The 22,478-nt window shown below is 39.7% G+C and carries 13 protein-coding genes; 5 read left to right on the top strand and 8 right to left on the bottom strand.

Going from position 1 to position 22,478, the window contains the following annotated elements:
• Position 1: 1 nt before the first annotated feature.
• On the top strand, positions 2-2,203 hold the full coding sequence (locus tag FEE95_RS00175) for a hypothetical protein (protein WP_138655815.1): 2,202 nt from the start codon (positions 2-4) through the stop codon (positions 2,201-2,203).
• Entirely contained in the window at positions 2,187-2,774 is a 588-nt protein-coding gene (locus tag FEE95_RS00170) for a hypothetical protein (protein ID WP_138655814.1), read from the top strand. Before FEE95_RS00175 ends, FEE95_RS00170 begins: the two co-directional genes overlap by 17 nt.
• 256 nt (positions 2,775-3,030) lie before the next feature.
• Here FEE95_RS00170 and FEE95_RS00165 read toward each other — a convergent pair whose 3' ends face one another.
• From FEE95_RS00165 to FEE95_RS00155, 3 genes are all read right to left on the bottom strand, one after another.
• Positions 3,031-4,002: a hypothetical protein gene (locus FEE95_RS00165; RefSeq protein WP_171036945.1), complete on the bottom strand. Its 972-nt coding sequence runs from the start codon at positions 4,000-4,002 to the stop codon at positions 3,031-3,033.
• A gap of 174 nt (positions 4,003-4,176) precedes the next feature.
• Positions 4,177-5,106 carry a PorP/SprF family type IX secretion system membrane protein gene (locus tag FEE95_RS00160; protein WP_138655812.1) on the bottom strand — a complete coding sequence of 310 codons (930 nt, stop codon included), beginning with the start codon at positions 5,104-5,106 and terminating at the stop codon, positions 4,177-4,179.
• A gap of 1 nt (position 5,107) precedes the next feature.
• Positions 5,108-9,361, bottom strand: coding sequence for a T9SS type B sorting domain-containing protein (locus FEE95_RS00155; protein ID WP_138655811.1), 4,254 nt, complete (start codon positions 9,359-9,361; stop codon positions 5,108-5,110).
• Positions 9,362-9,886: 525 nt separating this feature from the next.
• On the opposite strand from FEE95_RS00155, the gene FEE95_RS00150 reads away from it, so the two are divergent.
• Positions 9,887-10,561, top strand: coding sequence for a hypothetical protein (locus FEE95_RS00150; RefSeq protein WP_138655810.1), 675 nt, complete (start codon positions 9,887-9,889; stop codon positions 10,559-10,561).
• 486 nt (positions 10,562-11,047) lie between these two features.
• On the opposite strand, the gene FEE95_RS00145 is transcribed toward FEE95_RS00150, so the two are convergent.
• From FEE95_RS00145 to FEE95_RS00135, 3 genes are all read right to left on the bottom strand, one after another.
• Complete coding sequence (locus tag FEE95_RS00145; protein ID WP_138655809.1) at positions 11,048-13,558, bottom strand: TonB-dependent receptor; 2,511 nt, start codon at positions 13,556-13,558, stop codon at positions 11,048-11,050.
• Positions 13,559-13,724: 166 nt separating this feature from the next.
• Positions 13,725-14,636: a FecR family protein gene (locus tag FEE95_RS00140; protein WP_138655808.1), complete on the bottom strand. Its 912-nt coding sequence runs from the start codon at positions 14,634-14,636 to the stop codon at positions 13,725-13,727.
• Positions 14,637-14,683: 47 nt separating this feature from the next.
• Positions 14,684-15,208: an RNA polymerase sigma factor gene (locus tag FEE95_RS00135; RefSeq protein WP_138655807.1), complete on the bottom strand. Its 525-nt coding sequence runs from the start codon at positions 15,206-15,208 to the stop codon at positions 14,684-14,686.
• 115 nt (positions 15,209-15,323) lie between these two features.
• Here FEE95_RS00135 and FEE95_RS00130 point away from each other — a divergent pair, with 115 nt between their 5' ends.
• Positions 15,324-16,748, top strand: a complete 1,425-nt coding sequence (locus FEE95_RS00130; protein ID WP_212748407.1) for a hypothetical protein — start codon at positions 15,324-15,326, stop codon at positions 16,746-16,748.
• Positions 16,749-16,773: 25 nt separating this feature from the next.
• Entirely contained in the window at positions 16,774-17,673 is a 900-nt protein-coding gene (locus FEE95_RS00125) for a hypothetical protein (RefSeq protein WP_138655806.1), read from the top strand.
• A gap of 268 nt (positions 17,674-17,941) precedes the next feature.
• Here the strand turns inward: FEE95_RS00125 and FEE95_RS00120 are convergent, their stop codons facing one another.
• Together FEE95_RS00120 and FEE95_RS00115 are read right to left on the bottom strand one after the other, a co-directional pair.
• Positions 17,942-20,185 carry a xanthine dehydrogenase family protein molybdopterin-binding subunit gene (locus tag FEE95_RS00120; protein ID WP_138655805.1) on the bottom strand — a complete coding sequence of 748 codons (2,244 nt, stop codon included), beginning with the start codon at positions 20,183-20,185 and terminating at the stop codon, positions 17,942-17,944.
• 20 nt (positions 20,186-20,205) lie between these two features.
• Positions 20,206-22,458 carry a xanthine dehydrogenase family protein molybdopterin-binding subunit gene (locus FEE95_RS00115; protein WP_138655804.1) on the bottom strand — a complete coding sequence of 751 codons (2,253 nt, stop codon included), beginning with the start codon at positions 22,456-22,458 and terminating at the stop codon, positions 20,206-20,208.
• Positions 22,459-22,478 lie beyond the last annotated feature (20 nt).

The raw sequence follows: 22,478 nt of genomic DNA, 5'->3' as shown, positions 1-22,478 counted from the left end.
TATGGTAAGAATTATATCGATAATCACCTTTTTCTTTTGCGTAACACTAGGTTTAGCACAGACCGATGGTATGAGTTATCAGGCCGTGGTTATTGGCCCGGCGATATCTGAAATTCCGGGTGTAGATCTTAGCGATAACGTGCTTCAGAATGCTAACATTACTGTCCAATTTACCATATCTGACGAAACAGAAACCATTGAGTATCAAGAAGTTCATGAAACGATGACCGATGCCGAAGGTATGTTCCATTTGATGATTGGAAAAGGAAATCCGTTATCAGGGGTATACACCGAGATTTTATGGTATGGAGAACCCAAGAATTTAAAGGTTGAAATCGACATAGGGGAAGGTATGGTAGACTTTGAAGAAAAGCCCATATTGTTTACCCCACATGCCTATCATAGAGATGTATTGGCCACGGGAGATATGAGTGTAGATGGCGCAACTAATTTTCAAAATGATTTTGAATTGGATGGCACCTTGTTATTGAACAATTCCCTTGAGGTAGCCAACGAAGCAGCAACAAAATTTACCGGGACCCTCGAACTGGATGGCGACGCCAGTCTGAACAACGATGTTCTGGTCGCAAACGGAAGCCGCACTGAACTGAGTGGTACGCTTCAAGTTGATGGTGCAACCAACCTGAATGAGGCACTAACCGTAGCCAATACGAGTGCTACCGACCTTGGCGGAAATTTGAACGTAAATGAAAGTGTCCTAATAGATAATACATTGCAAGTAAATGGTAGCGCCATTCTAGACAGTGTCCGCACCCATACCTTGGCTATTCAAAGTAACCAAGATGAATTCATAGCCGTCATGGAAAACTTGAACGGTGAAGATGGTGATGGACTTGTTATTAAATTAGGAAAAACCCACGGAGCATGGAATGGTAGTGATTATCTAAACCTCGATAACCCGGTAACCACCTTGTTGGATGGCCCTACTGGTCAGGTAAGGTCTTGGCTCGATGGTGGAACATTTGAAATACAAGATTTAATGAACGTAGTGCCTGCTGAATTAATTGCAGAGTCAATGATAAGCTTGACAAATTTGCTAATCGATAACCTTAATAGAGAGGTCTTGCATCTACCTATAACATCTGCACAAATACAATCACCACGTGTAAATCTTTTGGATCCCATTACTTTCTTTCCAGGTTTAAGTGGTTGTACGCCACAAGCTTGTTTTAGAATTTGTTTTTTTGGCGGTTGTAGTAGCTGGTGTGTACCACCTTGGCGCGTTTGTGCCGATGTGCCAAGCCTTTCAATACCAGAAATTTATATACCAGAGATCACTTTTGTTCCTGCTGATACCGAATTGGTTCCAGCAATACCTTTTATTCCTTCTGTTACAGGTGATAGTATTGCCTTTCCTGTTTTTCGGGCTAATTCCGTGGTAAATTCATTGACCGAGGAAAATCAATACATGACCTTTGAAGATAAAGATGGTCGACAAACCGGTGCGATTAAGGCACAATCTGTGGTTGATTTTAGAAACAATACCCTATTGGATAATCTCTATGTTCTTAATGTGACGGCTAGTTTTATAGGCATCGACAAATTAGATGCTTTTGTGTCTGGTGTGGTGGAGATTTCAAATTTGATAGATGAATACAATCATATAGGAGTGGAGTATTCTTCTGGAAACGGAGATTATGCCGAATGGTTAGAACGTGAAGATATTACCGAATACCTTACCGCAGGTGATATTGTTGCGGTCAGAGCCGGTAGAATAAGTAAAAACCTTGAAGGTGCCGAGCAACTGATGGTGGTTTCCCACAAACCCATCGTAATGGGGAATGCTCCACAGGAGCGAAACGCTTACTTGGGAAATACTGTCGCGTTTATAGGCCAAGTACCGGCCAAGGTTGTTGGCCCCGTTCGCAGTGGAGACTATATCGTTGCAGATACGGTTATCAAGGGCTATGGTAAAGCGGTACACCCTGAAAATATGCGTACGCAAGACTATCAATTGGCCGTGGGTCGTTCATGGGAGAATCGACCAAAAGAAGGACCAAAAATGGTGAATACCGTCGTAGGACTCCAAAATGGAGACTGGATGAGGTCTACCAAAAAATTGAAAAAGCAACAGCAACAATTAGATAAGCAGGTAGACGAACTTGAGAAGTTACTTGATGAAATCGCTGTGAAAATAGAATTACAAACTCAAAAAAGAAGTAATTATGTTAAAGGTAAGTAAGTACTGCTCATACGTGGTAGCATTCACTATGCTACTCGTGTTACAGGTACCAGCTCAGCAACAAGAAGGAACGGTAACCTTAAGTCAGGCTGAGGCTTTAAAAATGTACGATAAGGAACAAAAAATGAAAGTGTGGCTTAAAAATTTGGTGGAACCCGGAGTTGTCGTTACCGATGAAAAAATGATTTTTAGTGAGGAAGCTCAGAAATTAATACGTGATAGCGCTTATCGATCAGCTGTTTACAAAGATGTTTATACTTTTATTGATGTCAAAGAGAGTCTGAGTACCTTAGATTTACAGAAGGCCTATTGGCAAATGATACATATGTACCCAGAAAATAAGGAGACCATTCTTCGTTACATTTATGCGTATGACAAGCTTGTGCCGACCGATGAAATAGTTACGGCTGCTTTTTATACCTACGCTTTTTTTGACCCGAACATTACAAGCATCATTGATGGAAAGCCCAATGTTTATAGACCCGATATCTTTGAAGACTACCTAAGACGTACAAAGGAAATTGTAGGGTATATTAAATACTTCAGAGAAGAAAACAAGAAAACGAAATAACCGACCAATGCTTTATTAAAAAAAGAGGCCAGAATTTATTTTCTGGTCTTTTTTTTGGCTACGGCTCCGTATATGAAAAGTTGCGCTGAAAATAAGCTGTTACTTTTCTGATTAACACAAGCCGAATTTTTAAATTTTACTATTTGTTTTTTTATCGGAAATCGTCAAATTTAAAAATTTGGCGACTTTCCAAAAATGTCCAAACCATCGTGTTAGCAACAACTTGCGCTATTTTTTATATAGATTGTTATGTGCTTTACTTATTGTTTTTAAAAGGGTTTTTTCCTATTAAAAATTTCGGAATCTTACCCTTTTCAAGCCTTGGCTCCACATTTTCCCAAGAGTTTTCGTCTAATCCTTTTGCGAATCCTTTTCCAGTTGCAATAACAATATGATGTTTCTTTATCTTTTCTGAGAAATCCTCTGCAAATGGAAGAAGATGTTGGTTTATGAATGTATCCAAAAAGTCCTTATGAATTAAATCAATTGCATAGAGTTTTTTTCGTTCACTTGAGTCTTCATTCTCAAATGATTCGTGCCTAAATACTCTCACCCAAGGTATGAGCTCTTGGTCGTGCCCATTTTCATTTACTGTTATTCCAATCATAGGAGCATCTAAAACTCCAATACCAAAAGTAATATGAGCATCAAAATATAGTGCAGTCTCTTTTGGTTTTTCAGTTTCCTTGTAATCGTGTAATGAAGAAATGATGGGAAGTACAATGTTTTGATAACCATCTGTACCTGACAAAACAATATTTTTACCTTTTCGAACGCATTTTGAAAATGTAACACAAGTTGGAGCAGCACTGAAAAATTCGTGTTTGTCTATATCTAGTAATTGTTTTAGTGAATAAGAAAAAGTAGAGCCTGTATCATCTGTGCTTAATGTAACTCCTTTATTAAATAATCCACCAATAACAGGATAGTCTTGAGTTTTGGTTTGTTGATTGGATAGAAAAAAGACATAAGGTAACTCTGATTGTTTACATTCAATTAATAAGTTAAGCTGAGGCCTTACTCTTGGTTGTCCTTTTTCAAAATCCCAAAGGAGTAATTCAGCTAATATATCAATGGCTCTTATTTCTTTAGTCTTCAAATCTAAAAAACTCCATTCTTCCTTAATCATAAATTGATTTCTTAGCTTGTCAGATATCACAGTTTGTAAAGGATAGCCAGATTTCGAAACAGCATATTCTATATCAGACTCAGAAATTCCCGAATTCAATTTATTGGAACTTGGATTATTAGACGATTGTTTCATATTTAGGTATTGCACATAACAAATGGATATAGTTATTAACTATATCTCACTTATAAGAACTAAGATAGTAAATACGAAGTAAGGTATTCCTAATGAAGGTAATAGGAATATTGGAAAGATAAATTGAAAAGCTGATTTTTAACTCCCTCGGTACCCACTACCAAAGCGATAACTCAATACCAAGCCATGTACGTTACGAATAGGAGAATTGGCAATGGCCATATTGTATTGGTACAATAACCTAAAATGATTGATAAGATAAATACCTGCAAAGGCATTCACAGATGAGGTAGTACGATATCCGCCACCCAGCTCAAATTGGTTCATAAAGCTAACCGATAGATTCAAATCGGCTTGAAGGGGAGCACCATTCTCATATTTGAGGAGCAGGTTGGGTTTTATCATGATTTGGTTGAAAACATCCATAAATATGCGGTAACCAAAATAGCCATAATAGAACTGCGACAATTGCAAATCATCACGTGATGCCAGTTTATCTCCCAATAGATTGGGAATTGATAGGCCCGCATAGAAATTTTCATGATTGTATAGAACGCCCATACCTACAGTAGGGATATTGGCATTGATATTTTGGGCAAAGGTGGCGTCGTCTGTTATGCCTAAGTCCAATAAGTTTTCTTGAAACTGTTTTACACCAGCGTTAATACCAAATGAAAGTACACCTGGTTCGAAAATTTGCCAATCATAGTGTTTCCGTCGCACATCAAAGCGAATCTTGTAGGAATAGGCGGCAAAGAAATTCGAATTGGTCGTCACCCCAATCTGATCACGAACAAAACCTGCACCAAAGCCCATATTTCCATCGCTCATAGGAGAGTTAAAACTCAAGGCAAAATTAGTGGGACTCCCCTCAACCGTTCTGGCAATACCGGAATAGGAGGTAGTCACCTCAGAGGTAGGTAACATACCAGCGTAGGCCGAATTAATGATAAATGGATTGTAATTGTACTCTGAAAATGCAGCGGTTTGCTGTGCAAAGCTGAGGGTACATGCGAATACGAATAACAAAGTATTCAATACAATACGAGTATTTTTTGGTATGGTCATATTAACGCTTTAATACTAGGTAACCGGTTAGTTTGTCTATTCTGGTTTCTCCTTCAGGAATTTGAATATGGAAAAAATAAGTGTCTGCAGGAAGTTTGTTGGCACCAATTCCGGTCAATTGATTGGCTTCTCCCCAAAAAACGTTTCCGTTATTATCATAACCTTCCATTTTGAAAACGAGGTTACCCCAGCTATTATAAATGAATACGGTATTGTCCGGATGATCTTCAATGCCATCAATTAGCCAAACCTCGTTGACACCATCACCATTTAGCGAGAGTCCGAATTTGGTTTCATCGATATCAATAATCACTTCCTCAGCTATGATAAAGCTTTGTTCGCTGCATCCCGAAGCATTGCCCTGGGCATTGTACGGGGTAATGGAAACATAAATCGTGCTACCATAATTGAATTCTTCTGCCAAATCCAAGCCTAAGTTGTCTCCAGCATCAAAACTATCTAAAATGTCGCCAGCTCCTGGTGATGTTCCAACAGATACCAGATAACCCTCGGCATGTTCTACCGCATTCCATCCTATTGCTGAATTTAGAGGCACTTCTATGGCTCCATCCTCAGGAATGTTCAAAGTGGCACATTCCGGAATCGGGGCAATCGCCTGATTAGTAGTAAAACTGAATTCTGTACAACCGGCAGAACTACCTTCTCCATTATACGCCGTAATATTTACAAATATCTCTGAATTGAAAGGGAGGTCTTCAGGCAAATCATAACTGGTTAGGATACTCAGATCTTGATTATTCAGGATGTCTGTTCCACCAGAAGTTGTTCCCACTGAAACACGATAACCATCTGCATTTAAAGATGCATTCCAAGTGAGGTCAGTAGCAACATCTACATTAATGGCACCTTGGGCGGGAGCGAACAAACTGGCACATTCCAGATCGGGGTTCACGGCCAAGGTGGTGAAAAATTCTTCGGTACACGTTATGGCATCCCCTAAGCTGTTATAAGGCGTAATCGTTACGAAAATGGGACTATTCTCGGGTAAATCCGAACCTGGGTCAAATACCGTGGTATTGCCCACATCAAGATTATCAATAATATCCGAGGTGCCAGAAACCGTTCCTATCGAAATACGGTATCCTGCTGCTGTAGGAGCTTGTGCCCACTCTATATTTGTTGTTAACGGAACATCAGTTGCAGATTGTACCGGACTGGTCAAAGTTGTACATGGAGGTACAGAGGCGAGACCTTCGGTGGTAAATCGAATTCTTTCGCAAATCGGAGCTTCTCCAGTAGGGTTGTATGGAACGACCTTAGCAAAAATCACTGTCCCCTGTGGTAAATCTGTTGGTAAATCATATATGGTTACGTTGCCTACATCAAGCGTATCTAAAATATTTGTTCCCTCAGATGTTGTACCTACAGAAAGTTTATAACCTGTGGCGGTAGGAGCAGGGTTCCACTCCAAATCAATATTCACTGGTACATTCGTGGCATTGTCAATAGGATTAATAAATGTGGTACAAGACGGAACTTCAGGTAAGGCCTCAGTTGTAAAACTTTCTTCCATACATCCTATGGCATCACCCATGGAATTATAAGCCGTAATCCTAACATAAATAGGACGGTCATCTGGCCAATAATTTGAATAGCTATAGGTGGTGACATTACCAACATCCTCGTTATTTACAACTTCAAATCCACCAGAACTAGTTCCTACCGAAAGGCGGTAACCTTGTGCACCAGCTGGAGCATTCCATATCAAATCTGCTTCAACGGAAACATCGATTGCGTTATTCGCTGGACTTATCAAAGTGGCACATGATGGTAAGGTCGTCAGTACCTCGGTACTAAACATTTGTTCAGCGCAAGGTCCTATATTCATTAGGTCAGTATTATCGATGCTGGTACCTTGTTCGTTATATGCTATCACCGAGACATAAATGTCGGATGCCTCAGGCAGGTTTGATGGGAAATCGTAAGATGAGACATTTCCAACATCCAAATAACTAACAATATCTGTCCCTTCCGTTGCTGTGCCAACGGATAGGAAATATCCCGTGGCATTGGCAATGGAGTTCCAACGTATACCTGTGGTAATAGGAATATTGGTAGCGCCATCACTAGGTAAAAAGATAGAAGTACAAGCAGGGGTGATTGCGGTGTTGTTATTTTCGATAACAAAGGATTCGGCAACACAACCTACAGCGTCACCAATGCTATTGTACGGTACAATCGTAGCGAATACCGTTGTGGCCAAGGCAAAGTCAATGGGAAAATCATAGCTTGTTACATTGCCAACATCTAAATTGTCGACAACATCATTACCGCCAGAGGTCGTACCAACTGTAATTCGATATCCATCGGCTCCATTGGCTTCTACCCACATCAGATTCGTATCGACTGGAATCTCAATTTCTCCTCCCAAGCTTTCTATTAAAGTTGTACAAGAAGGAACAACAGAGGTCGTACCAGTGGTAAAAGATTCTTCGGTACAGGAGGTAAAATCCCCGTCGTCAAAGTAAGGTGTTATGGTAACATGAATATCAGAATTTGCGGGTAGGTCGCTCGCAAAGTTATATACATGGGTAAAACCAACGTCAAGACTATTTACAATGTCGCTGGCACCTGAGCTTGTTCCTACACTTATTTTATAACCACATGCTCCTATGGCTCGACCCCATTCAATTCCTGTATTTACAGGTATGTTTGTATTTCCGTTTAGGGGTGCAAGAAGTGAAACACATTCTTTAGTGGTATTTATGGCTAGCGTTACGTCATTCCTTTCAATAACTAAGTTTTTATTTCCCGTGCCTGGAGGATTGGCATTTTCGAACGCGAAAAACTCACTTGTTATTTCAACATGATAGTCCCCTGAATCACAATCTTTTAGATTATTAATAGTCAGTTCTGAATGGTCAGGTGCGTTGACCAATTCTACACCGTCTTTAAACCATTTATAGTGCAATGATGTACCAATGGTATCAACAGCAATAGTAACACTTTCTCCCGCGTTACGATTAATTGTTTCGATCGGTCCAACCTTTGCTTGAGGTGCATAGGTATATGTTCGCACAATGGGAGTGCCAGGGGCGGCTAAAGCATTTGTTAAATTCACAAAGTTCTCATGCCAATTTTCGAAATCTTCGAACTTCAATTCATTATTATGAATCATCACATCAACATTGAATGAACTTGGATCGCCCGGATTCTTGGGTTTCAAGATAACATCAAATAAGTTGGGCAGATTGCCTGATATCTGATTGTCGCTTACGTCTAAAATTCCGGTTGATAATTGTTTTGATGGTACAGCAAGGGAGTCAGACCACATGGCGTGAAACTGGTTTAATACGGATGCGTCTGTAAGCTCATTTCGATTTAAAATCAAGTTATGCAACTCGGTACTATTCGAAATATCTAAGTTGGCTAATTGATTGTTTTGGGCATTTACCGTAGTCAAGGTCGTAGTAATCGGCAGATCAAGTGATGTCAGTTGGTTGTTTTGAGCGTTTAAACTTATCAATGCTGTAGCATTGGTTGTATTTAAGGCAGTCAAGACATTGTCACCAAGGTTCAGATCTGCCAGTGCTGCATTATTAGTAATATCGATAGTACTCATGTTATTAAAGGTCAAATCTAAGGTCTGCAAGTTGGTGTTTGCAGTTAGGTCGACCTCAAAAGCACCTGCAAGTTGATTATTGCGAATCGTAAGGTTTTGGAGTCCTGTGAGTGTGCCAAGATTGAATATACTTGGTAATTTATGTTGGTCTATAAAAAAGGTGTGCAAAGTAGTTGAAGTCGGCAAGTTTAGGTTTGATAGTTCAGAATACCCATCAATACTTACGGATTCAAGCAATGTATTTTGTGATAAATCCAAGGTATTCAACGGAGGCGTACCAACTCCTGAAGAACTAATATTTACATTACGAAGACTGGTGTTTTGGGTAATATCCAGACTTGCTAGAGCGTCGTTATTGTTAAAAGAAAAATTTTCGAGCAAGGTCAATGTAGAAAGGGGAGCTGTTGTAAAGTTATTGTTACCCAAATCCAAATCAACCAAATTGACGAATGCTTCCAGCCCTGTAAAATCCGTAATGTCAGTACGTGCGATGGTTAAGGTTGCTATAGCAGCAGCATCCGCATCTAGGATACTATTATCAGGTACGGCATTGGTGTCGATACCTAAGTCGATTAGCTGTTGTTCAAAATTAGGGTCGAGTATTGGAGTAGTTTGAGCTGCTATTGAGGTAACGAATAGCACCAACAAGAAGGGTAGTAGCTTTTTATTCATTTGGTTTTGGTTGGTATGCCTTTTAAAACATAGGGTTTATCGATAACGAACACTATGTTAACTTATTATATAAAGTGTTGATTTTGTGGCGAATGACAAAAAATTGTAGGTCATCATTGATAACCTATTTCTAAGCTGAAGCGTTACATCTACAGATGGGTCATTAAACACTATGGGAAATACTCTATTCGCATCAAACATTAAGAAGAAGAAATCGCCCTTCCGCTTAAATTCAAGTAAAGTCAATATAGAAATTGGGCCGTATCTGAAGGGATGAGGATGGCCCTTGATAGTATTGATTAAGAGATATACGGTTTAATGGGTTAGAAGTAGGCAATTAAAGCTTTATTGAATCGACAATGGCGATTTGAGAATGTATATTTTTAGGGTCTAATCCTTTGATATATAAATACTTCGGAATTAGCTCGAAGGATATTCACTTGAATTAAGTACTTTTGAAGAGGTGGAATGGATTAACTGATTTTCCGCTAATAACCAAAAACAAACCGTTAGCAACTTCAAAAAATGAAAAATCAACTATTACTGCTACCCTTAATCTTTTTCTTATTACTATCAAATGTTTATGGTCAAGAATATTTCGAGGGAGAAATCAAGTACGAAATTGACTATCAACCAGTAAATTCGAATATTCCAAAGAGCTTTTTAGAAAATGAAATTGGAAGCTCTTTCACAGCTTACATAAAGGAAGATAAATATGCGATGAAATATCATGCAACCGGACAAAAAGGATGGATGAAAATTATAGTTCGCTTAGATCAGGGGTATACTTATACCGAGTTCGAAAAGTCTAACACCATTATCAAAACCAAATTTGGAACTGAAAAAGAAAGTCTAATAGAATTTAAGCGAAATACAGAAGATAAAAAGGAAATACTCGGAGAGCTCTGTGAATCAATAACTATCAATTATGAAACCAAAAATCCGGAAGCAACGTACAAAATCGTTAAAGGAAAGTATTATTTCAATCCGGAATATAAAATAAACCCGGCGCTATATAAAAACTACACAGATGGATTTTGGAATCAATTTTTTCAGGAAGCTGAATCAGTAAGTGTACGGAATGAAATAGAATACCTGACACTATTCAAAGCAATTCAAGAAGCAAAATCTATTGAGAGAAAAGAAATTTCTTCTTCTATTTTTGAGCCGAATGAATCAAAACTAATAATTGAAGAATAATGGCTTTGCTAATGTATATTCTATATAAATGAGTGATTTAAATTTCAATCCATTTACAAAAGTTGACAGCTGTTGACATTATTTAAAACAAAAAATCCACCCCATATAGGGGTGGATTTTTTGTTTTAAGTGACCTCGACAGGGTCACAACTTATGATTTATTACGTTGATATTCAAAAAGTTATAATTGTGTCTTCATAAATACTCACCTAATCACTCACTCGACTATTGTTTAATATTTAAAGAACACAATTGACCCTAAAAGTAATTAAAAAATACTTTGATAGCCTTATTATTTTAGTGAAGGTTACAAAGTGTTATTTACATTTTAAAAAGCCAAGTTAAACGTCAGATGAAATAAGTTAAGTTCAATTAATGGAAGTAGGTTTATTTATAAATGTAGTGCCAAAAAACGTTCGTTTCATAGAACTATCGAAATCAACCTTTACACTAAATTTTATATCCTTCGTATCTCGCTGGAGATATTTAAAAATAAACTCGAAGTACTGCATTTGGAGTTATCCCTAACGAATTTTGTTCAACTTGCTCGGCCGCCCCTAGAGTATTTACCCTATAAAAAGTATTAATGTTGTTTTCCTTGTCCAAAAGATTCCAAACCGATACACCAAGGTTTACCTTACTGGTTCCTTTCAGTTTAAACTGGTAAATGGCAGATAAATCAACACGCATGTAGTCATCAAGCCTTTCTTCGTTTACGGGTCCGTAGTTGATAGTGCCATCTTCCAATACTTCATTGCCTGCGACAGGTCTTGTCACGGGTTTACCGGAACGCCAATTCAAACCAGAGGAAAATAAGAAATGTGGTGTTGTATAGGTCACTCCAAAGGAGGCACTTTGTACCACTTCCAGATTATTCGAAAAGTTAGTGTCAGCTAAAGTCTCGAACGTATAATCGCTTGAAAGATGGGAATAGCTCAACCAGGTATTCAAATTTTTGAATTGTTTTCTGATCAATAGATCCGCACCCATAGCATCATAACTACCGCTGGCCTTAACAAATTGGTATTGGTTCTGAAAACCTTGGCTTGAAGTGGTTATTCCATTCACGTTTTTGTAATACCCGACCAGATTTACTAGCCAACCTTTGTCGCTATAGCTAAGTCCGGTTGAGATTTGCTTGCCTATGATCACAGGAATATCTCCATCGTTCGATAAGCGCCATCGGCGCTTTTCTATTCCCAAAAAGTCGTTCTGAAAATTAATGATCTGTGAGGTGTTCTGATGTTTGAACTCCCCTAGGATTTCCAGATTGAACCAATTTAAAAACCGTTGGTTAAAACTAAAACGTGGCTCCAATAGTTGTTTTTTGAACTTGTCCAGATAGTTATACCGTACTCCGACATTGAAGGTGGTCATTCGGTCATTCGAAACATAACCCAGTTGCGAAAATCCGGCATGTGTTCGCAGTACTTCGCCCTCTAACCTTATGAAACGAGGATCATCGATATCATCCAAGTTGGTCACTTTTGTTTCTACATATTGGTAGCCTCCCTTTATTCGCCATTGTTCAGAAAGTTGGTACGACCCTTCTAATTTTGCACCTGTTTCCGAGACCGAATTTTTTTGTAAAAATCGTTGATTATCCAAAATATTGGCGTTGATGGCCTTTAAGGTATAATCAGTTTCATAAATATGTAAATTAGTGCTTAAACGGTCATTCCATGAGCGATGGTATTGCAATCCTCCCGCTATACTGTTTTGGGCGACACTGCTCCTTCGAGATTCCTCCACGCCGTTTAAGGTCGCATTTTCGTTGAAGACCAATTCATTATTGGCATTGATGAAGTTCAGTTGAATATCGTCCTTCTCGGAAAGCTTGTACAACCACCTTAGCGAATGGTCGTAAAAATCGGATTCAAAATCGGAATTGATTACGTCTGCCGTATTGGATTCCACCTCTGTGTCCTGAGAAATTCGCTCAAAATAGGCCGTGTAGGTCGGCGATTCTACAAAATTACTGATGCCCTTTCTAGCGGCGACCTGTACGGAGGATTTTTTACCCAACGGAACATCGACAAAGGCATTGGCGTCCAAAAAATTAAGGGCAGCGTTCCCCTGAAACTTAGAAGTAATCTCCTTATCAGTTTCCATGGATATTGTACCAGAAACACCATCGGTGTAGCTAACCGGTGTCCCATTTTTACGTAGGCCTACTTTTTGCGTTATCTGAGGATTGTACATGGAGATAAGGCCAAAAAAATGTCCCGATTGATACATTTTTATCCCATCCCACAGAATCAGGTTCTGATCGTTGGTACCACCCCTGATATTGATGTCGGATACCGTTTCGTTAATGCTTTGAATGCCTGGAAAGGCCTGAATGGATTGCAATACATCGGTCTCTATCAGCCCAGGTAATATACTGAACCTATCAAAATCTATCTTGAACGAACCGTCATTCAACTTATGGATTCCCCGAATCAAAAAATCAGATAGCACAACCTCGGCCAATTGCAACTCATCTGGTACTAAGTAGATAGTTCCACAAGCAGTTTCCTTGAAAAATTGATAGCTCCTATCCAAGGTTTTATAGCCTATATGACGAATGCTTAGGAGGTCGTTTTTGGTATCTGGTTTTAGCTCAAAATATCCGTTCTCATCGGTAATCGTAGAACTTTTAGTTCCCTGAACCGTAGCATTCACAATGGGTTCTTGTGTATCCTTGTCCTTTAAGTATCCGCAGAGTTGTAATTCCGCTTTTTTGACGGAAACGAATTTATCGTCAAGAACAGAAAAAATCAGCTTAGTACTTTCCCTTAGATTACGAAGTGACTCGTCAAAGCTCAGTTCTTTTGAAGGTGGTATAACTTGCATGTTATCAACGGTTTCAGAGGCATAATTGAATTGATAGCCGAAACGTGTTTCAAGTTCCTTCAAAACCTCGATCAGGGACTTGGTCTGCGTATCCTGCCCTAAAACTTTGGTAGAATTACAGAGTAGTAAAAGAAGGACTATATATGATAAAATACGGTTCACTTATAGAACGCCTGATTTGGCCTAGTACTTTAATGGTTTAAACGTGTTTTTGCTCTTTCTAGGTCAAGTTAAGCGTATTTTTTTAGGGCAAAAAATCATGGCGAATAACATAATAAGATGTACCAGAAGAAAATTTCAACTTTGGAAAAGACTAAATCAAGCTTCCTCATTTTTTGATGGTATACATAATGACCCGTTTTCCAGACGCTATTCGATACCCCAAATTCAAAGGTTCACTGACCGATTTCAAAGCATTATTCAAGTTATCGTGTACAAAACCTCCCGTGAAAAGCAGCTCTTCACTTATGTTTTCTATTTGGACCGTTATATCGTATTGGCGCTCCAATTCGGCAACGACCTCCGAAAAAGGCACGCGTTCGAAGCTACTGACGTTCTTGGTCCATTGGGGATTTTGATAGGTGGTTTTTCCAAGGGAAACGGTACCGTTTGAAAAACGAAAGCGATTTCCTGCGATAAGTTGTTCCGTGGCGTTCGGGGAGGTAACCTTCACAATGCCCTCAAAACATTCAACCTCAAAATAGCTCCCCCGCTGCTTGACATTAAATTGGGTTCCCACTACACTAACCGTTCCTACGGAAGTAATTACATCGAATTTAGCACCTTTGGCAACCTTAAAATAGGCCTCTCCCTGTAGCGCAACTTCACGCTTATCGCTCCACTTACTTTTAGAATAACTTAGTTCGGAAAGGGCATTTATCACAACGGTAGAGGCATCCGGAAGTTCTATGGTAGTCTTTTCGCCTGCAAGGGTATTAATCTCTACATCCCCATTAAAAAGAAAGAAATAGGAAAGTGCCAGACCGACGACAAAGACACTTGCGATTCGCAGGAATGGCTTAAGCCAAGTTAGTTTTCTCACGGGCACGGTATCTTTTTCAAGTCGCGCACTAAAGGTCTCAAAATCGTCCACAGTTGAGAATCCGGAGGCTTTGAAATACTTGGCATTCTCAATGATACCGGTAAGTTCAGGGTAATCGTCAAGTTCTTTGATAGCCTTCATTTCTTGCTCTGAAAGCTCATCTGTCAACCATTTTTGTATCAAATATTCCTTATCCATCGATTCGGCTTCTGATTATATAACAACCAAGGTCTGTTTTTTCCTGATTATTTTAATTTAAAATTTTCCAATTCTTTTTTTAGGATGCCAAAAGCCGTATAAATACGGTACTCGACCACCTTACGGGTGACTCCCAACATTTCCGCAATTTCCTCATGTTTTTTGCCTTCTGCTTTATTTAGCATAAAAGCCACGCGCTGCTCCTCGGAAAGTTTTTCCAAGGCTTTTTGGTATTTCTGAAAATACTCCTCCTTTTCCATTAGGAATTCGGGAGTTTCGTTAGTATGTTCAACTGGTTGTAATTTTTGATACCGTAAGACCACTTTTTGGTGCTTGACCTCGTTCAGCATCATATTATTGGCTACCGTGTACAGATAAGATTTGGCTTTACCTAAAGTGACCTTTTTGCAATTTTCCCAAAGTTTGATAAATGCTTCCTGTGCCTTATCGTTCGGGTTCAATCGCTCCCCATATTTATAATAGAGATAGTCATGTAGACTTTTGGCGTATTTGTTATAAACGCCTGAAAAGACGTGTTTTTGACAAATATCTTCATGTAGTTCCTTTGACAAGCCTTTGAATTTTGTGTGGCTAAATGTAGAAATAAAATATTTTAAAATTATTCAGGAGTTTTCAGGAGTAGGTTGTTTTAGTAGCAGAACCCGTTAACCGAAATAGTTTTTTATCATGCAAAAGTCCATTAAAATACTAGCTTTCTTATTATCGATTGTCTTGCTAAACCTGAGCTGTAGACAAGAGGAATTCGAATATTTTCCTCCCATTGATGAGCCGAACCTGGCAAATTCTATGGTCGCCGATCTGCTGGAAAGAACTGCTCTGAACGATGGCTCAATCGATAACATAATCGATAGATCAAATTGTTTTACCGTAAAATTACCCGTTGTTGTCACGGCAAACGGAATAGACGTTTTGGTGGATACCGAAGATGACTATGCCAACATTGAGGCGATTTTTGATACCTCTGACGATGATACGGATGTGCTAGAAATCCAATTTCCCATTACGATTGTTTTGAGCGACTTTAGCGAAGTCGGGATTGCGGACCACACGGAATTCGATTCTTTTTCATCAGGTTGTAACGGAGAGAACGTGCCTGATGATGACATAGAATGTTTGGATATTCAATATCCGATAACGGCATCTATTTTCAATCAGACCACAGAGGCATTTGACAATCTATCCATTATCAGCGATGCTCAACTCTATAATTTTATTGATGACTTAGAGAGTGATGATGTCGTGAACATTGCCTTTCCGATAAATGTTGTCCTTGCCGATGGTACCGAGACCAGTATCGGAAATCTTATTGCCTTGGAACAGGTAATTGATGAAGCCAAAGACAATTGCGACGAAGACGATGATTACGACTTTAACGATGACGACTGCGATAACTGCACCACGAACCAGCTTGGAGATCTATTGACGGGATGCTCCAATTGGATGGTCGATAAACTGGAACGCAACGACCAAGACCTAGAAGATAACTACACAGCATATAGTTTCAACTTTTTAACAGACGGAACATTATCAGCTGAGACCAATACAAATTCCTTTTCTGGTACGTGGGAAAGTGCCGGAACTGGCAATAATATTGCCTTTACCATCAACATCCCGAACCTGAGCGACTTCAATGCCAATTGGAACCTACATGAGATAGAGCAAAATGGGGGGGAGAACAAAGTAGACCTTCGAATCGGGGACGACCGTTTACGGTTCGAGAGTAATTGTACCGATAATGGGGACAACGAAAATGGAAATAACGGAACACTTGCAACTATTTTGACTGATGGTCTTTGGGTGGTCGGTTCTTACAAAGAGGACGCAGATGACCAAACAAGTAATTATAACGGTTACACCTTCAACTTTAACAGTGATGGTACTGCGGTCGCTGATAATGGTACTGTTACCAATGGAACATGGGCAGCACAAAATTCGGATAGTGAACTCGTCTTAAATTTCGGAAACACGGCACCTTTGGATGAGTTCGACGATACCTGGGACGTTATTTCCGCTACGGATACCCGAGTAGAATTACGAGATGTCAGTGGTGGTAATGGGGGAACGGATACATTGATTCTTAATAAACAATAATACAATAACCTTTAAAACAATTGCTATGAAAAAGAACATTTTAATTTATGGATTAGGTATGGTGACGTTATTCTTTAGCGCATGTACCATAGATGCGGATGACGGCAACAATTTTGCAAATCTACAGGCGGATATCGAGACGATTACCAACAATGTTTCTACAGGGTCTTGGGTCATTACCAATTTCATCGATTCAGGAAAAAATGAAACCGGTGATTTCACAGGTTATGGTTTCTCCTTCAATGCAGACGGAAGCTTGGTGGCCGATAATGCAACTAATAATGCAACTGGGACATGGTCGATTACCATTGATGATGACTCCAATGACGATTCAAACGATGATAGCTCCAGCAGTAGTTTGAACGATGACAACTCTGACGACGACTGCAACAATTGCAGCGTATCCCAATTGACCGATGTATTGACTGCCTGTTCGGGCTGGTATGTGGACAAGCTTGAGCTGAACGATAATGACTTGGAAGATAATCTGAACGGTTACACTTTTGACTTCTCGGCTGATGGCACCATGAACGTATCCTGGAACAATAATGAATATTCGGGTACTTGGGAAGCATCCGGGAGCGGGAATAATATTCAAGTTGAGATAACGATCACCGACATAGGTGATTTGGAAGCCACTTGGACGCTTCATGAGATTGAATTGGAAAATGGCGAGTCAAAGGTAGATTTACGAATTGGTGGTGATGACCGTTTACGTTTTAAAAACGATTGTACGATTGGAAATTTTTCGGGAGGTTCTTCCTTTGGTGATATTGATTTCAATATTTTCTTCGCTTCCCCAGCGGACTTTGCAGAACTTTCGGAAGATTGGGATATCATTTCGCATTCGGCATCGAAAATTGAACTCAAACATGTAAGTGGAGGTGATGGAGGAATCGATCTCCTGACCTTTGAAAAGAACTAGACCTACCTAGTAGCTAAGCAAGACTCAAGAAAATGGCCAGTTTTCTGTGTTTTGGTGTTTGCAGCCTTTCCTATTGAAGTTCCCTATATGAAAAAGAAAGGTTTTTTATGAACTGCCCCAATTGGTCTTGGGGCAGTTTTAATTCTATCTATAGCAAAGTCATCATATATAACGATTAGTTGAAAGAACCAATCTAGAAAATTGTTTTAGTCCCAAAAAACGTTCTTTTTTCAAGACCCTATTTTTAAAAATAAATCAGCTATTTAAACTAAGTCATTCCGCCAACAAATGGTTGATTATAAAAACGCTTACCTGTTGCCTTATACATTGCATTTGCTAAAGCGGCAAAAACAGGCGGGAAAGTCGGCTCTCCCAACCCAGTAGGGTCAATATCATTTTTTACGAAGTGTACTTCAATTTCTTTTGGCGATTCACGCATCCGAATCATACGGTAATCGTCAAAATTGCTTTTCTGAGGAATCCCATCTTTAAAAGTCAATTCTCCATATAAAGCATTTCCTATACCATCAACAATTCCACCTTCACACAGGTTGCTTGCAGCATCCGGATTGATAACAATACCACAATCAATAGCACAGGTCACTTTCTGAATTTTTGGTTGGTCATTTTCCCAAGTCATATCCACCACTTGAGCGGCATATGAATTATGACAAAAATAGGCTGCTACCCCTTGTTTGCTATTCGAATCCCTATTATTCCAATTTGACTTTTCTTTGACCAATTTTAAGACGCCAGCATAACGTTCGGCATCATAATCATTCTTTTCTCCTACCGGGTTTTTTGCCGCGCGGTCTAAAAGCTCCAGTCTAAAATCGATGGGGTCTTTTCCAGCGGCTTCCGCAATTTCGTCTAGAAAAGACTGTTCAGCACTTGCCATAAAATTGGAGCGTGGTGCTCGAAAGGAACCTATGGTAATATTCGTAGGTATCGTCCAACTATCTGCTTGGTAATTGTCAATTGCTCCGGCAGGAAAACGGTTTGCATACAAAGGGCTTTCAGGAATTCCACCTGCATTGATATGCAGTCCTGTCAAATTATTGTTCGAATCTAAAGCAGCTTTATAGGTAACCTGATATGCTGGTCGATAAATACCTCCTGTCATATCATCTTCACGAGTGTAAACCAGCTTTACTGGGGCTTTCATTTTTTGGGAAATAATGGCGGCCTCCAGAGCCCAATGGGCATAGGAGCGTCTGCCATAACCACCACCAAGTCGGGTTAATTCGATATCTATTTTTTCTACCGGAATACCTAATCTGGTTGCGATGGCTTGTTCTGTTAATTCAGCTTTTTGAAGCGGGCCAGATAGTTGGGCACTATCACTTTTTACATCTGCGAAAAAGTTCATCGGCTCCATACAATTATGGGCTAAAAAAGGAGCGGTATAAGTGCGTTCAATTATTTTAGAAGCACTACGAAACGCTTTTTCTGGGTTTCCATCTTTACGAACTACTCTAGCTTTTTTGGTAGCCATTTCGGCCATCTTTGTACTATGGTCTGCGCTACTTTCTAATCCTGACGGAATGGTTAGTGTTTGTTGAGGTCCGCGGTAGGGTTGCCTTTCTTCGGTATAGGTTTCAAAAGGTTCCCATTCAACAGCGATGGCTTTTTTTGCATTCATAACTTCCCAAGTAGAATCTCCTACGATAGTTACAACCTCGAGAAAAGTACAGGTATCAAAGTGTTGCCTTGTATAAGTGTCATCAAGCACTTTTGTTGAAAAAACAGCTTGAATTCCCGGCATGGTCTTGACTACTGAATCATCAAATGATTTGAGTTTCATACCAAACGCAGGCGGGTGTAAAATCATCGCAGTTAGCATACCTTCACTTTGCGTGTCAATACCAAACAAAGGTTTTCCGGTTACGATTTTGAGTCCGTCTACGTTTTTCTTGGAAGTACCAATGATTTTAAAATCCGAAGTTGCTTTTAATGCCACTTCATCTGGAACAGAAACTTTTGCCGCAGCGGATGCTATCGCGCCGTAAGAAATCGATTTATCACTTGCTGTATGTTTTATTTTTCCTGATTCGGTACTAATTTCTTTTAGGGGTACTTGCCAAGCTTCAGCAGCTGCAGCTATGAGCATGTGTCGTGCTGAAGCACCTGCCATACGAAGGCCTTCCCAACTGGTTCGGATGGCTTGACTACCGCCGATAAATTGACGACTGTATAAATCGGTATTTAAAGGGGCTTGCTCTACAATGACCTCATTCCAATCAATGTCTAATTCTTCAGCAACAATCATCGGCATAGCGGTCTTTACATTTTGACCACCTTCCGGATTTGGAGACATGATAGTTACTTGACCATTATCTGAAATCTTTAAATATCCGTTGATTTCAAACCATTCCTTGGGTAAATTTCTAACTTCTTCTGGCGTCATTTTACATGATGCCAGCCAATTAAACCCGAGTATCAATCCGCCCCCAGCTAATGCTGAACTTTTTATAAAAGAACGTCTGCCTATAGCTGTTTTTACAAGAGTCATGCTCGAATTTGTTTTATCAATTATCCAACTATTTGTTTTTCAGTTACAAAAGGCTGTTGGTAATGCCGTTGCCCTGTTGCTTTGTACAATGCATTGGCAACCGCACCAAAAATTGGCGGAAATGGTGGTTCTCCCATACCGGTTGGTGGGATTTCATTTTCCACAAAATGTACTTCTATTTCTTTAGGAGCGTCGTTAATACGAATCATCTGATATTCATGAAAATTCGTTTTCTGCGGCATCCCATCTATAAAAGGTAGTTCTCCAAAAAAGGCATTTCCAATACCATCTGTAATTGCTCCTTCGGCCATATTTATTGCTGCATCCGGATTCACGACAATGCCGCAATCGATAGCACAAACAACTTTTTCCACTACAGGTTTTCCGTCATCCATTCGAATATCTAAAACATGTGCAGCATAAGAATTATGACAAAAATAAGCTGATATTCCTCGGTTTATATTCGTTGGAGTGGCACTCCAATCTGATTTTTCACGAAGCAATTCTAAAACTCCTGCATAGCGTTCTGCATCGTAATCATTTCTTTCTCCCACAGGATTTTCCTTCGCACGATTTAGCAAATCCAAACGAAATTGAATCGGGTCTTTGCCTGAAGCTTCAGCAATTTCATCTAAAAAGGATTGCTCGGCGCCTGCCATAAAATTAGAACGTGGCGCGCGAAAAGCTCCTATGGTAATATTGGAATCAATAGCCCACTCTTCCGCCATATAATTGTCGATAGCTCCCGCTGGAAAACGATTTGCGAATAAAGGACTCTCAGGAACACCACCAGCTTTTACATGCAAGGCCGTTAAATTATTATTTTCATCTAGAGCAGCACGATAGGTGGCATGATAACTAGGACGATAAATTCCATTAGTCATATCATCTTCACGAGTGTATACCAATTTTACCGGGGCTTTTACTTTTTGCGAAATCATAGCTGCTTCAACCACATAATGCGCATACGCTTTCCGACCAAAACCACCGCCCATGCGAGGCATTTCCATGGCAATGTTTTCTGCAGAAATGCCCAAACTTGAAGCCAGCGTTGGTAGTATTAAACTCGGAATCTGAACAGGTGCTGCAATTTGCGCTTTATCTCCTTCTACATGTGCAAAAGCATTTAGAGGCTCCATACAATTGTGCGCTAGAAAAGGAGCTGAATACGAACGCTCTATAATTTTTGCGGCATTTTTAAACGCTGCTTTTGGGTTACCGTCTGTTCGGACAATCTTTCCAGGCTTTGCAGCAAGTTCTGCCATTTTCGCCTCGTGACTGTTGGAAGATTCGAGTCCGGAAGGAACGTTTCTAGTTTGCTTTCCCCTAAAACCATTGATGGTCTCTGTGTACGAATCAAATGGTTGCCATTCTACGTTTAATTTCTTTTTGGCTTGTAATACCTCCCAAGTAGAATTTCCTACGACCGCAACTATTTCTGGGAATGCGTTGACATCAAAACCACCTTTCTCGTAATCATCTTTAAAACTTTTAATAGCGACTACATCTTTAATACCAGACATGGCTTTGGCAGCTTCAGCATCCATAGATTTTAATGTCATTCCGAATGCTGGTGGATGTACAATCATAGCAATCAACATACCTTCTTTTTGGTAATCCATTCCAAACATCGGTTCTCCGGTAATTATACTTTTAGCATCAACATTTTTGTGGGAGGTACCAATAATTTTAAAATCCTTGACATCCTTTAAAGTAATATCTTCAGGGATGGTAATTTGAGCTGCAGCGGAAGCCATTTCTCCGTAGCCAGCAGATTTTTCAGTTGCTTTATGATACAACATTCCATCTTCAGTAGTAATTTCATTTGCAGGAACTTGCCATGCTTGGGCAGCTGCTGCAATCAAAACATGACGTGCAGATGCACCTGCCATTCGCAGCGGTTCCCATCGGGTCATAATACCACGACTACCACCTGTAAATTGCATACCGTATTTTTCAGCATGGTAAGGCGCTTGTTCCACGATAACATTTTTCCAATCAACACCCAACTCCTCAGCGACAATCATGGGCATTGAAGTTCGAATGTTTTGACCAAATTCAGGATTCGGTGTGGTAATCGTAACCACACCATTATCTCCTATTTTTAAATATGAATTCATTTCAAACCATTCCTTCGGCATGGCCAAAATTTCTTCTTCTGTTTTGTTTTTGCAAGAGGCTAGCCAATTAAAGCCTAGCACTAATCCGCCACTTGCTAAAGTGGATGTTCGAATGAATGAGCGTCTACCTATTTTTGTTTTTATGAGTGTCATAGTATCAGGTTTTTAGGAAT

Origin of the sequence: Maribacter algarum (ex Zhang et al. 2020) (assembly GCF_005885635.1) — a bacterium.
Taxonomy (GTDB): Bacteria; Bacteroidota; Bacteroidia; order Flavobacteriales; family Flavobacteriaceae; genus Maribacter_C; species Maribacter_C algarum.
Note: the sequence above shows the minus strand (reverse complement) of the source record. Positions and strands in the feature narration are given on the sequence as shown.